A 13,540-nucleotide genomic window follows, 5' to 3' on the forward strand; every position below is an offset into this window, starting at 1 on the left:
ATCAACTGTCCACATCGACATCGACATCGCCAGACTCCACCATAAACGCCGGTTCGGTGCCCACCAGATAAAAACGGGTCACCTTGGTATCTCTAAATAGGTAGAGCCAACCCTGATCGCGGCGTCGCGAAATATACGCCACGTGGACCGTACCGAATTCTTCGCCGTTTTCCTTTTTTAATATCAGGATGTTGGGGTCATCCGTACGCTTAAACTGCCCGTCTGTGCAGATTCCGTCTTGGTCGACCAGCTGCCATCGACAGTTGTCCTCCTCAAGAAAAGCCAGGGTTTCCCGACTCGTTTTGTCATCCCGATAGTAACCGTCAATGGCAAAGCCTTCGGAAACGCATTCCTGCATATAGGACGTTTCTCGGCTTATAGCAAACAGCCCTGTAGCGCCCAGGAGCACAGCAAGGCAGACCACTGCAAGGGTTATCGAAATAACACGGCGATCCATGTTAGCCCAACCGATAGTTGTTTAACGGAGCACGAAACATACCCGGAACCTCCGATATCAGGGGGAACGTCACCTACGGCCTGCCGGCAATCATATGTTTCCAACATCAAACCATATGGTTACAACTCGTTGGAGATAGGTTCCATGAACGGACGGTAATTTGCGGCGAACGGCTACATATGTTCATTATCTCAGGGTTCCGGAGGCTATTTTTGGCGCCACCGAGGCATTGTTTTCGGAAGTATGCGGCAAATTCCGGAACTCTCGAGCATACCCCGGTTTTTCGCCAATAAAACCGCAGGTACAGAGCTTGGACATATCCAGTGTGCTCGGCCTATTCAAATTTTGCCGCATACTTCCGAAATCCGAGTCCGCTGAAAGCGCCTGCAACGCCATTTGCGCAACATATGTCCAGCAAAAACGGGTGGTAGCCGGCACGGCTGCCACCCGTTTGTCTCATATCTAGCCCATAGCAGGCCAACTACTTCTTAATGCCGCGTCCCAGACGCTCGGCGACCGATGCAACGGCCTCCTCGCTGGCCGGTCCGCAGCTCGCGCAGCCATCGTGGGCACGCATCTGGCCGGTGACCTCGTCCATCGCGAGCGGCGCCACCTTCTCGAGCTTAAAGCCCTTGCCGGCGCGCATGTTTTCCTTTGCCACGCTGATCATAAGCTTAATACGGTTGAGCTGGTTGACCTCGGACGCACCAGGATCATAGTCCACCGCGACGATGTTGCTCTCGGGATGCTGACGGCGCAGCTCCTTGATCACGGCCTTACCCACCACGTGGTTAGGCAGGCACGCGAAGGGCTGCGTGCAGATGATGTTGGGTGCGCCATGATCGATCAGGTCGAGCATCTCGGCCGTGAGCAGCCAGCCCTCGCCCATGTTGTTGCACACCGAAAGCACCGTGCGGGCCTTGTCGGCCATGGTGCCGATGCGCTCGGGCGCCTCGAAGCGGCGGGACTTCTCGAGCATCTCCTCCACCGGCGTACGCATCCAGTCCACGAGCTTGATGAGCGCCTGCATACCAGCGCGCGTGGTAGCACAGCTTCCCAGCTCGTCCTTCTGTAGCTCGGCGTTACTCATGGAGTACAGGAAGAAGTCGAGCAGACCCGGCACCACAGCCTCGCAGCCCTCGCGCTCAATGACGTCGACCACGTGGTTGTTGGCCGTGGGATGGAACTTGACCAGAATCTCGCCGACCACGCCCACACGTGGCTTGGTGCCCTCGCCCACGAGCGGCATGGTGTCGAACGCGCGGATGGCCTCGCGGCACAGCTTGGTGTAGTTGTGCCTGTTGAACTTAGGCGCCAGCTTGCGGGCGCGCGCCATGTACTCCTCGTAGAGCGCGTTGGCGGCACCGGGCGTAGCCTCGTACGGGCGGCAACGATAGAGCATCTGCATCATCACGTCGCCAAAGAGCACCGCGTAGACTGCTTGCTTGAGCAGCGCCGGCGTAATCTTAAAGCCAGGGTTGTCCTCGCCGAGCGCCACGGCCGAAAGCGAGATCACCGGGATCTCGGGGTGGCCGCTCTCGCGCAGGGCCTTGCGGATGAGCGCGATGTAGTTGGTGGCACGGCAGCCGCCGCCGGTCTGGCTGATAACCACGGCCGTCTTGGACAGATCGTACCTGCCGCTCTCGATGGCCTCCATAATCTGGCCCGTTACCAGGATCGACGGGTAGCAAATGTCATTGTTCACGTAGCGCAGGCCGGCCTCGACGGCATCGTGATCGGTCGAGGGCAGCAGCTCCAAGTTGTAGCCGGCACCGCGGAACACCTCTTTGACCAGGTCAAAGTGGATCGGCGCCATCTGCGGGCACAGGATGGTGTAGCCCTCCTCGCGCATCTGCTCGGTAAAGGGCACCTTGGGCCACGCGGTCGAGGCGCTTTCACGCTGCGCCTCGAACGTGTACTTGCGGCTCGCGAACGCGGGGGCATCCTTGGAGGGAGCCACCGGCGCGGCGTCGCCCTGCTCGTAGGCCTCGCCCGCGGCCGTGGCCTCGGCCAGGCGCTCGGCCTCCTGGTCCTTAAGCGCGGCCATGAGCGAGCGGATGCGGATGCGCGCGGCGCCCAGGTTGGATACCTCGTCGATCTTGAGCACGGTGTAGATCTTGCCGCTGGCTTCCAGAATCTCCTGCACCTGATCGGTGGTCAGGGCGTCCAGACCGCAGCCGAAAGAGTTGAGCTGGATCAGGTCCAGGTCGTTGCGCATCGTCACAAAACGGGCGACGGCGTACAGGCGGCTGTGGTACATCCACTGGTCGACGACGCGGATGGGGCGCTCGGGCTTTACCAGATGCGCGAGCGAATCCTCGGTAAAGACCGCAAAGCCAAAGCTCGAGATAAGCTCAGGCAGGGCATGGTTGATCTCGGGGTCGTTGTGGTAGGGGCGGCCGGCGAGCACAATGCCATGGCCACCGTGGTCCTCGACCCACTTAAGAGCCTCCTCGCCCATGGTCTGGATGTCCTCGTGGAAACGCGCATCGGCCTCAAAGGCAGCGTTGACGGCGGCATCAACCTCGGAGCGCGTGATCCTGGGTCCACGCACGCGACCGCGACCAGCCTCGGCATCGGCCACACGGTCGACGGCGAGCACCTGATACAGGCGGCGCTTGAGCTCGGTCTTGTCGTGATAGGGCACAAACGGGTACAGGAACTCGATGTTCTGCTCGCGAATCTCGTCGATATTGAGCGCCAGCGCCGTGGGGTAGCTCATGACGATGGGGCAGTTATAGCAGTTGCCGGCGGTCGGATCCTCCTTGCGCTCCCAGCGCACGCACGGCATCCAGATAAAGTCGACGTCGCGGTCGATAAGGTTCATCACGTGACCGTGGCTCATCTTTGCCGGATAGCACACGCTCTCGGACGGCATGGACTCGATGCCCGCCTGGTAGGTCTTCTTGCTCGACTGGTCGGACAGCTGCACGCTAAAGCCCAGGCGCGTAAAGAACGCGTGCCAGAAGGGGTAGTTCTCGTACATGTTGAGTGCGCGGGGGATGCCGACGGTGCCACGCGGGGCCTCGTCGGGGCTCAGTACCTCGCGGTCAAAGAGCAGCTCGTTTTTCTTTTTGAAGAGGTTGGGTGCCTCGGTCTTCTGCTTTTTGTGGCCGGCGCCCTTCTCGCAGCGGTTGCCGGTGATAAAGCGCCTGCCGCCGCCAAAGTCGTTGACGGTAAGCTGGCAGTTGTTAGAGCAACGGCCGCAGCGGACGTGCTTTTGCGTCACGGTGAGGTGCGCGATGTCCTCGGCCGAAAGGATGGTCGAGGTGCCGTCGGCGCCGGCGCGATCGCGAGCGAGCAGGGCCGCACCGTAGGCGCCCATGCAGCCGGCGATGTCGGGACGCACGGCATGAACGCCGGTGAGCTGCTCAAATGCACGCAGCGTGGCGTCGGACATAAAGGTGCCGCCCTGAACGATTACCTGGCTGCCGATCTCCTTGGGGTCGCGCAGCTTAATGACCTTGAACAGGGCATTCTTGATGACGGAATAGGACAGACCGGCCGCGATGTCGCCCACCGTGGCGCCTTCCTTTTGCGCCTGCTTGACGCGCGAGTTCATAAAGACCGTGCAGCGGCTGCCCAAATCGACCGGGGCCTTGGCATGGATGGCGGCATCGGCGAACGCGCGCACGTCCATGTTCATAGACACGGCGAAACTCTCGATAAAGCTACCGCAACCCGACGAGCAGGCCTCGTTGAGCATGATGTGCTCGATCACGCCGTCTTTGACGCGCAGGCACTTCATGTCCTGGCCACCAATGTCCAAGATGAACTCGACGCCGGGCAGGAACGCCTTGGCGCCGCGCAGGTGCGCAACGGTCTCGATTTCGCCCGAGTCGGCCTTGAGGGCCTCGATGAGCAGCGCCTCGCCGTAGCCCGTGGTGGTCACGTGGCCGATGGTGCAGCCCGCGGGAATGTAGTTGTAGAAATCGGCCATGATGACCTTGGCCGTGCCCAGGATATCGCCGTTGTTGTTGCCGTACCAGGTGTGCAGCAGCTGGCCGTCCTCGCCCACGAGCGCGGCTTTCATGGTGGTGGAGCCGGCGTCGATACCGATGAACACGCGGCCGGTGTAGCCGTCGAGCTTGCCCTTGGGGACGACCTCGGTGTCGTGGCGGGTTTTGAACTCGGCAAAATCCTCGTCGGTGGCAAAGAGCGGGTCCAAGCGCTCGACCTCGGCACCCTGCGTGTCGCCCAGGGCATCGATGGCCTCAATGAGCTGCGGGAACGTGCTGAGCTTATTGGACTCGTGCGCCATGGCGGCGCCGCTCGCCACAAACAGGTGGGCGTTTTGGGGCACGATACGGTGCTCCTCGTCCAGGTTGAGCGTGAGGTAGAAGCGGTGGCGCAGCTCGGAGAGATACTGTAGCGGGCCGCCCAGGAAGGCGACGTTGCCGCGGATGGGGCGGCCGCATGCCAGGCCCGAGATGGTCTGGGTCACGACGGCCTGGAAGATGGAAGCGGCGACGTCCTCGGGGCGGGCACCCTCGTTGAGCAGCGGCTGCACGTCGGTCTTGGCAAAGACGCCGCAGCGGCTGGCGATGGGATAGATGGTGGTGGCGTTGGCCGCAAGCTCGTTGAGGCCGCTCGCGTCGGTGTGCAGCAGAGTGGCCATCTGATCGATGAACGCGCCCGTGCCGCCGGCGCAGGTGCCGTTCATGCGCTGCTCGATGCCGTTATCGAAGTAGATGATCTTGGCGTCCTCGCCGCCCAGCTCGATGGCGACATCGGTGGCGGGGATAAGGGTCTCGACGGCGCGCTTGCTGGCGATGACCTCCTGGACAAACTCCAGGTCGAGCCACTGGGACAGCAGCAAGCCGCCCGAACCGGTAATGGCGCAGGTCATCTGGGCCGTCGGCAGCACGGTCGCAGCACCCTCGAACAGGTCGCGGGCGCAGGCGCGGACGTCGGTGTGGTGGCGCTGGTACTTGGCGTACACGATCTGGTTGTCGTCGTTGAGCACGGCGAGCTTGACGGTGGTAGAGCCCACGTCGATGCCCAGGTGCAGGTTACCACGGGCGTTCTCAGGGTTGAAGATCGTGCCTTCGGGGGGCCGGGCGGCGGTTACGGGCTCAGCGGCGGTGGCGGTTACGGACTCGGCAACGTTGGGCGTGGCTGCGTCGGCGGCAAGCGTCTCTCCCGCCGCATTCTTGGCCTCGGCAACAGCCTCGGCAACCTTCTCGGCAGCAGCGGTCGCGGCCTTCTGCGCGGCGTCCACCACGGCGGGCGCGGCCTCGCGTGCGGCAGCGACCATGCGGTCCTTAATGCCCTCGACGAGTTTGCTCATTGTCTCTCCTCTTAGTTGTTGGACTCGACGGTTGCGGCGGTGTCGACCGCGTCCTCGAGCTGCAGATTCAATAGCTTCATGCCGTATTCCGGCACGTTGATATCGATGGGTTGGCCATACAGGTCGCCGGGGCGCACAAAGGCGATAACCGTCATGATGCGCGCTATGGTCTCGGGCGATTCGGTGAGCCCACGCTCAAACCAGCGCTGAATCAGGCCGACCTCGGCACTCACGACGTAGGTGACGTAGTAGTCAAAGAACGTGCCTAACGCCAGGCCCAAAATGCCCGTCTGCGCACGCGGCGCCACGGCCTCACGTGCGGTGTCGATAATCCTTTTAATGAAGGCCTGGTCGCCGCCCGGACCCAGCAGCGCACCGATTAAGTCGCGGTTGGCCGCAAGATAACGCAGCAGCTCAACCGAACCGGGCGCCGGCTCGAGCTCGTCAATGTTACGGTAAAGATCGGGCAGCTGAGCTGCGGTGATGAGCTCAATGCGCTCACGGATCTCGGCCAGCAATCCGTCCTCGATTTGATTGATAAAGTCGGGGATATCGCGGTAGTGCGAATAGAACGTGCGACGCGTAAGGCCAGCGCGCTCGGTGAGCGACGCGACATTAATGCGTGAAAGGTCGCCGCTTTCGGCAAGCTCGCTGGCAAGTGCCTGGCGAAGGGCACGCTGCGAGCGAAGGGATCGGCGGTCGCATTTCTCGAGCTGGGACAAGCGTCCTCCTTGTTACTCAGCCTGTGCGCTATTGCACAGTGCGAGTATTATTGCACACCGTGTGCATCAACACGTAAAGGCAATATTTAGATTGTGGCAAAGGGACTGTCCCTTTGTCACATTAGGTTGCGCTCAGCTTTTAGAAGCGGCATTGTCGATTGTCCAAAATGTCATTCGTGGGTAGAATAGTGTCGACGGCAGCCCAAGTTCTGGAAAGCTGGGCAGCGCCGTTGCTTGTTTTAGGGGGTCAACGTCTTAACGGCGGCGACCCCTCTTACGTTGCTTCGAACGTTGCTTGAGTGCCTCGGAAAGTCCGATAAGCGTCGTGAGGAGCGAGACCAAAGCGGTCAGGAGCTTCACGAAATCAATCAAATCGGTCATGGGCATCACCTCCCATCAGATGGAGGGCGCTGCCCGGCACATGGAACTGCCGTCAACGATACCGATTCTATCAAAGCGCAGTTAGATATGCGAATGTTTGTTCGTATTTCAGAAGATCGGAGCTCGGGTATGGCGAAGGAACAGTTCCTTTGCCATACCCGAGCTTGTCGCCGAACTGCCACCTACATTTTTCGAGTTATTCGGCCACGCTACTGGTTCTGTATAAATGCACCGCCGGGATTATCTGAGGGTTTTTGTCCTTATTTGAGCGTATACATGCCCATTTGCGCACTTACGTCACCGAATCAAACACCATTAGAGGCATGAATGTTCCCGAGAGGGCATCTTTAGCCATTTAACGTCCTCCGACAGGCCGAATAACTCGAAATTTGTTGGTGGCGAAAGCGTAATAGTCCTATACGCCAAAAGCCGGTATCTCCCATGTGACAAAGGGACAGTCCCTTTGTCACATTATTCGATGATGGTGCGGGAGTTCTGCGTGCGCATGGTGGCGAGCATGTGTTTGGGGACGGCGTGGACCATGCAGCTGCCGATAGTTGCGCTCGCGGCGACCTTGGCTGCATCGCTGCCGTTTTTGGTCGCGTAGCTGTGGCGGAAACGCTTGAGCATGGCGATGTCGTTGCCGCCGTCTCCATAGACCGCGACCTCGTCCTCGGCAATACCGTAGTAGCCCGCCAGCCAGGCCACGCTCTCGCCCTTGTTGCATGCCACGTCCGTGATCTCGAACATCACCGGATCGAACGGCGCGTTGACCACATGGTCCGAGCGCTCGGCAAGATATGCCTTAAGGTCACGCTCCAACTCGGGCGAGGTCACACGGCAGTTGATCTTGCACACATCGTGGCGCAGGATGTCACCAATCGACTGGTCGAAATACTGTTCCTCGTGATACCCGCCACGCGCACGCATGCCGCGCATCACGATGCGCTTGATAGGACTGTCTTTTTTAAAGCCCGCCTGATGCATCTCGAACGAACCGCTCGAGTACATGCCATCGGGCGTGGAGCAATCAAAGCAAATGTCCGGAAACGCCTTGAGCAGTTCCTCAGTGACTTGCGGATCGATGGTCCAGGTCTTGAGCACCTCACCATGGCTGTCGCGCACGATGGACCCATTGGAGCAGCAGGCGTCAAGCGCCAGGCCCGTAAAGCCATGCTCGCCGATCGGCAACGTCGAGCGTCCAGTCGCGGGAACCACATGCAAGCCAGCCCCGGTCAGCTCGCGGATGGCACGGCGGATGGTCCCATCCGCCTCATGCAGTGCGTTCAGCAGCGTTCCGTCTAAATCACTCGCGAACATCTTGATCATGAGCGTGCCTCTCCTTCGTCTGCACGATATTGTAGACGAGAACGGGCGTGCCCCAAGAGAGGCACGCCCGTCAGGCGAAAGATTGTCCTACACCGCGGCGGGGCCGTGCTCGCCGGTGCGGATGCGGATGACTTCTTCGACCGGCTCGACCCAGATCGTGCCATCTCCAACGGTGCCGTAATCTTGGAAACGGAGCGGCAACGGACGCGAAACCAACGGGAAATACGCAAGCAAGGGAGCCGTGAGCGCGCCCGTCCCAGCTAGCGCCGGAACAGCTCGCGGGCTCGGTCGCGGAGGTCGGTAGCTCGAATGACACCCTCGTAACGATTGATGCGCAGACGCGGGAAGGCGTTAAAGAAGCGTAGGTCGCGGCGGCTGAGTGACACGCTCGGTACCGGGCGGCTCATGCGCTTGCCGGCAAGGCGACGACCGAGCGACGGACGCGGCATGCTCGGCGCGGCATCGGCCACGCGGCGGGCAGCGAGCGCCAGGCCGCGAGCACCATCCGAGATAAACGTCGGCATCGAAGTCTTCTCGCGCAGGGCATCGAGCGCCGCGTCGCCCAGCTCGGCCAGCCAAGCGTTAACGGCGCGACCGCGGATATGCGTCTGCGCCACCGAGTCAATCGCCGAATCGGGAATACGTTCGAGCATAGAGTCGGAGGCGTCGGCAAGCGACTCATTGATGCGGTCGGCAAGGTCGGCACGCACACGCTCAAGCTGATCGGACAGACGCCGCCAGCTCGCCAACGAGCACACCGCATCGACCATCATCGCGACCGCGACGATAAAGGCGGCCAAGCGCACGATTAGCACCGGCAGATGGCCAAGCAGCCCCAGCAATGCCGGCTCCACTAAACGGCAAATACACAACGCACCCAAGCCAAACGCGCAGGCCCAGTACAGGCAGATGCGTCCGTGCAGGTTAAACGGCAGATGCGAGTAATCCCAAAACCGGGCACCCGTCGTTTTTTCCAACAGCACGCCCACGCTATATTCGATCACGCTGCATACGAGCGCGGCAGCGACAAACTGGCTCGAGGCGTCTGGGATTCCACGCAGCAGCAACCAGCACGCAATGCCGCCCGCACCGTAGATGGGACAACACGGCCCTAGCAAAAAGCCGCTGTTGGCAAAGCGTCCGTGGTTGAGCATGGCGCAGACTGTCGACTCCCATACCCAGCCGCAAAAACCGTAGAAGGCAAACGAGAGTACCAGCGCCGAGAGCGGACAGGCGGCAAGCGTCGCGCCGTCAAATGCCATGTCGATCGCGGTTCCCACCGTCTACCCACTCCTCTTTTCGTTCGATTCTTTGCTCGAGCCGTCACTCGGGCCCTCGTTCAAATCGTTCGCGCCGCCTTTGCGCGGCAGACGGCCGGCAATCGTCTCGCGCAGTGCGCACCATTTATCCGCCAGGCACACAATCCATGCCTCACGACACGTCGGCGGCACCGGTACCAGCGGAAACATATGCCGTACGATAATATTCCGCTCGCGCGGCGTCAGCTCAAAATCTTCCTCCGCACGCGCCAAGGCAAAAAACGGGTGACGAAAGCCATGCAGTCGATGGCTTGGGTCGGGATCGTGCCAGTCATAGAGAAAGTAATCGTGCAGCAGGGCCCCGCGCAGCAGCGATAAGCGGTCGACGGAGATACCGACGCGGCCCAGGCGCTCGGCAAAGGACAGACTTGCCCGCGCTACCGAGGTCACATGCGTATAGACCGTCACATCGCCATGTTGGATAAACTCATGCATCAGGTCCAAGCGGCCCGCCTGGGCAAGCTGACGGGCGGCATCGTCGACCTCGCGCGCGATTTTCTCGGCACGAACGGTATCGGACATGCGGCCTCCTTCCGGCGGCGCTCGGCGGCAAGCCGCGGCCTGCGCGCAATGAATAAAATCATCATCGAATTTACCAGTATGGCATCGGACAAAACGTTTTGCCCCACCAGTTGGCGAATTACCGCGCCGCCGTCACATATCAAACGCCAAAATGTGCGAGACTGTCTTGTGCAATTGTGCCGGCCGAGGGAGTGCCGGCGCACGATTCGCATGGAGTAACCCACAACGATGCTGCTTACGCAAACGACAACGCCCGAGGACGTCAAGGCTCTCGATCGCGCCGAGCTTCCGCTGCTCTGCGGCGAGATCCGCCACGCCATCCTCGAAAGCTCCGCCGCCGTCGGCGGGCACGTTGCCCCCAACCTGGGCGTCGTTGAGCTTACAGTTGCGCTCCATCGCGTGTTTAACTCCCCCATCGACAAGATTGTCTTTGATGTTTCGCACCAGACCTACGCCCACAAGGCGCTGACTGGGCGCGCGTACACTTATATCGACCCGGCACGCTACGGCGAGGCCTCTGGTTTTGCCAATCCTGACGAGTCCGAGCACGACCTGTTCGCCATGGGCCACACCTCCACGTCGGTGAGCCTGGGCTGCGGCTTGGCGCACGCTCGTGACCTGGCGGGCGATGCGTACAACGTCATCACCATCATTGGCGACGGTTCGCTTTCGGGCGGTCTGGCGTTTGAGGGCTTTAACAATGCCGCCGAGCTCGACAGCAACCTGATCATCATCGTCAACGATAACGACCAGTCCATCGCCGAAAACCACGGTGGCCTGTATCGCAATCTGGCCGAGCTACGCGCCAGCAACGGCACCTGTGAGCGCAACGTTTTCCGCGCGATGGGGCTCGACTACTGCTATCTGGACACCGGCAACGATGTGTTGGCCCTGGTCGACACGCTGCAGGAGCTGCGCGATATCGATCATCCCATCGTGCTGCACGTCTCCACCGCAAAGGGCAAGGGCTTTGAGCCAGCCCAGAGCGACCCCGAGCGCTGGCATCATGTGGGTCCGTTTGACATGGCGACTGGGCGCAAGCTCTGCCCGGGCCATCCGAGCGAGCCTGCGCCGCGCACCTATGCCGACATTACGGGCGAGGCGCTCAGCGCCGTCATCGAGCACGATCCGCAGGTCGTGGGCATCACGGCCGCCACGCCCTACATCATGGGCTTTACACCCGAGCTTCGCGCCGCCGCCGGCAAACAGTTCGTCGATGTGGGCATTGCCGAGGAGCACGCCGTCACCTTTGCCACCGCGCTTGCGCGCTCGGGTGCCAAGCCAGTCTTTGGTGTGTACGGCACGTTTTTGCAGCGCGCCTACGACGAGCTGTGGCACGACCTGTGCCTCAACGATGTCCCCGCAACCATCCTGGTGTTTGGCGCGTCGATCTTTGGCACCACATCCGAGACGCACCTTTCGTTCTTTGATATTTCCATGCTGGGCGGTCTTCCCAACATGCGCTACTTGGCGCCGGCCTGCATGGAGGAATATCTGTCCATGCTGAGCTGGTCGCTCGACCACCGCGAGCATCCCGTGGCGATCCGCGTACCGGGCATTGGCCTGGTGAGCCGTCCCGACCTTGCGCCCGCCGAAGGCACCGACTACAGCGTCGCTCGCTACAACGTCGTGCGCCAGGGCCGCGACGTTGCCGTGCTCGCGCTTGGCGATTTCTTTGAGCTGGGCGAGCGCGTGGCAAACCGTCTGACTGCCGAGTACGGCATCGAGGCCACGCTCGTCAACCCGCGCTTCGCAACCGAACTCGACCGCGAGTTCCTCGACAGCCTTGCCGCCGAGCATCGCGTTGTCGTCACCCTCGAGGACGGCGTCTTGGACGGCGGTTGGGGCGAGCGTGTGGCGTGTTACCTGGCCTGCACGCCCGTGCGCACGCGCACCTTCGGCATCGCCAAGGGCTTCCCCGACCGCTACGACCCCAACGAGCTGCTCGCTCAGAACGGCATGACGGTCGAGACCATGGCCGCCGAAGCCGTGAGACTACTCAACGAGTAAGAAAGCCTCCGCAAGGGAAGCATCCCTGCGGAGGTTTTTATTTTCGCGGCGCGATTATCTCAATCTGTAACATCTAGGGCCCGAATTCCCGTCTAACTGTTACAGATCTAGATAAGACGTCTTAGTCCCAAACCTTTATCTCAATCTGTAACAGAAAGGGAGCTTTTGTCCGTCTAACTGTTACAGATCGAGACATTCGAATCCCCCTGAAGAGAAAATCTCAATCTGTAACAGTTACTCGGCAAAAATGGCTGCAGATGTTACAGATCGAGACAAAACAGCAAGGCATGCCGCTGCATCGGCCAGAACCACCACAAAGGTGCCTGTCCCTTTTTGGTAGGTAGAATAACCCATAAGGTAAGTATGTTTCTGAGTTATTTCGTGTTGACCCATTTGAGTGGGATAGGGTATAACTCTACTCAACCGCTAGGGATTTTATTGAGAAAGGTGTTCTACCATGAGCAAGAACCTCTCCCAGCAGGTCGTTCTCGACCGCCGCGGCTTCGTCGCCGCCACCTTCGCAACCGTCGCCGGCCTTGGTCTTGCCGGCTGCTCCGACACCAGCACCGAGGCCGACAAGGGTTCCGCCGGTTCCTCCAAGAGCTCCGAGGATACCGAGGTTTCCGCCACGCTCGACGCCAAGGCATTCGACAAGCTCGTCAACGACGGCCCCAAGGCCGATGACGACGCCATCGCCGCCAGCACCTGGGCTACGGCCGTCAAGGATGCCGGCGTCTTTACGATTGGTGGCGTCCAGACCTCCACGCTCTTCTCCCTCCTCAACGAGAAGGACGGTCAGACCCGCGGCTTCGACGCCGGTATCGCACAGCTCCTGTCCAACTACATTCTGGGCGAGAACAAGGTCGAGATCACCCAGGTGACCTCGGACACGCGCGAGTCCGTCCTGCAGAACGGCCAGGTCGACGCCGTCTTTGCCACCTACACCATCACTGACGAGCGCAAGAAGCTCGTCTCCTTCGCCGGCCCCTACTACTACACCCAGCAGGCTATCCTGGTGCTCACCGATAACGACGACATCAAGGGCGTCGACGACCTGGCCGATAAGAACGTCGCCGTCCAGTCCGGCTCCAACGGCCCCGCCATCCTGGAGGAGTTTGCCCCCAAGGCCAGCCAGCAGGAGTTCAAGACCGACGAGGAGGCACGTCAGGCACTCCAGCAGGGCCGCGTCGATGCCTACGTCATCGACAACAACATGCAGCAGAGCGCCCTGGTCCGCGAGCCCGGCAAGTACAAGATTGCCGGCAAGCCCTTCGGCAGCAAGGAGCCCTACGGCATCGGCCTGCCGCTCGATTCCGACGGTGTCGCCTTTGTCAACGACTTCCTTAAGAAGATCGAGGATGACGGCACCTGGACCGAGCTGTGGCAGATCTGCATTGGTGACCGTACGGGCGACACCAATGTTCCCGAGCTGCCCGAGATCGGCGCCTAGGCAGCGAGCCTAGTAACGGCCGCTACGAAACCATATGGAAACGCACGATGCGCTTTATTG

The 13,540-nt window shown here is 60.9% G+C and carries 10 protein-coding genes; 2 read left to right on the top strand and 8 right to left on the bottom strand.

Features of this window, described 5'->3' with window-relative positions:
• Position 1 precedes the first annotated feature (1 nt).
• The 8 genes from ACGHIZ_RS09710 to ACGHIZ_RS09745 form a co-directional block, all read right to left on the bottom strand.
• Positions 2-457 (bottom strand): hypothetical protein, encoded by a 456-nt coding sequence (locus ACGHIZ_RS09710; RefSeq protein ID WP_390447756.1) that lies wholly within the window; start codon positions 455-457, stop codon positions 2-4.
• 481 nt (positions 458-938) lie between these two features.
• The gene (locus tag ACGHIZ_RS09715) at positions 939-5,747 is read right to left on the bottom strand and encodes an acyl-CoA dehydratase activase-related protein (RefSeq protein WP_390447759.1); all 4,809 of its coding nucleotides are present in this window, start codon (positions 5,745-5,747) and stop codon (positions 939-941) included.
• 11 nt (positions 5,748-5,758) lie between these two features.
• Positions 5,759-6,469: a TetR/AcrR family transcriptional regulator gene (locus ACGHIZ_RS09720; RefSeq protein WP_390447762.1), complete on the bottom strand. Its 711-nt coding sequence runs from the start codon at positions 6,467-6,469 to the stop codon at positions 5,759-5,761.
• A 255-nt stretch (positions 6,470-6,724) separates the two neighbouring features.
• Positions 6,725-6,850 (bottom strand): hypothetical protein, encoded by a 126-nt coding sequence (locus ACGHIZ_RS09725; protein ID WP_255413239.1) that lies wholly within the window; start codon positions 6,848-6,850, stop codon positions 6,725-6,727.
• 471 nt (positions 6,851-7,321) lie between these two features.
• Positions 7,322-8,179 (bottom strand): HAD-IIB family hydrolase, encoded by an 858-nt coding sequence (locus ACGHIZ_RS09730; RefSeq protein ID WP_118094721.1) that lies wholly within the window; start codon positions 8,177-8,179, stop codon positions 7,322-7,324.
• A gap of 87 nt (positions 8,180-8,266) precedes the next feature.
• A complete protein-coding gene (locus tag ACGHIZ_RS09735; RefSeq protein WP_390447766.1) occupies positions 8,267-8,413 on the bottom strand; it encodes a P-II family nitrogen regulator in 147 nt (48 codons plus the stop codon).
• Between the two features lie 26 nt (positions 8,414-8,439).
• Entirely contained in the window at positions 8,440-9,459 is a 1,020-nt protein-coding gene (locus tag ACGHIZ_RS09740) for a putative ABC transporter permease (RefSeq protein WP_233502699.1), read from the bottom strand.
• A 3-nt stretch (positions 9,460-9,462) separates the two neighbouring features.
• Complete coding sequence (locus ACGHIZ_RS09745; protein WP_117584135.1) at positions 9,463-10,020, bottom strand: HD domain-containing protein; 558 nt, start codon at positions 10,018-10,020, stop codon at positions 9,463-9,465.
• 228 nt (positions 10,021-10,248) lie between these two features.
• Here ACGHIZ_RS09745 and ACGHIZ_RS09750 point away from each other — a divergent pair, with 228 nt between their 5' ends.
• Positions 10,249-12,030 carry a 1-deoxy-D-xylulose-5-phosphate synthase gene (locus ACGHIZ_RS09750; RefSeq protein WP_390447770.1) on the top strand — a complete coding sequence of 594 codons (1,782 nt, stop codon included), beginning with the start codon at positions 10,249-10,251 and terminating at the stop codon, positions 12,028-12,030.
• A gap of 457 nt (positions 12,031-12,487) precedes the next feature.
• Entirely contained in the window at positions 12,488-13,480 is a 993-nt protein-coding gene (locus ACGHIZ_RS09755) for a glutamate ABC transporter substrate-binding protein (RefSeq protein ID WP_390447773.1), read from the top strand.
• Positions 13,481-13,540 lie beyond the last annotated feature (60 nt).

Origin of the sequence: Collinsella sp. i05-0019-G5 (genome assembly GCF_042851345.1) — a bacterium.
Lineage (GTDB): Bacteria > Actinomycetota > Coriobacteriia > Coriobacteriales > Coriobacteriaceae > Collinsella.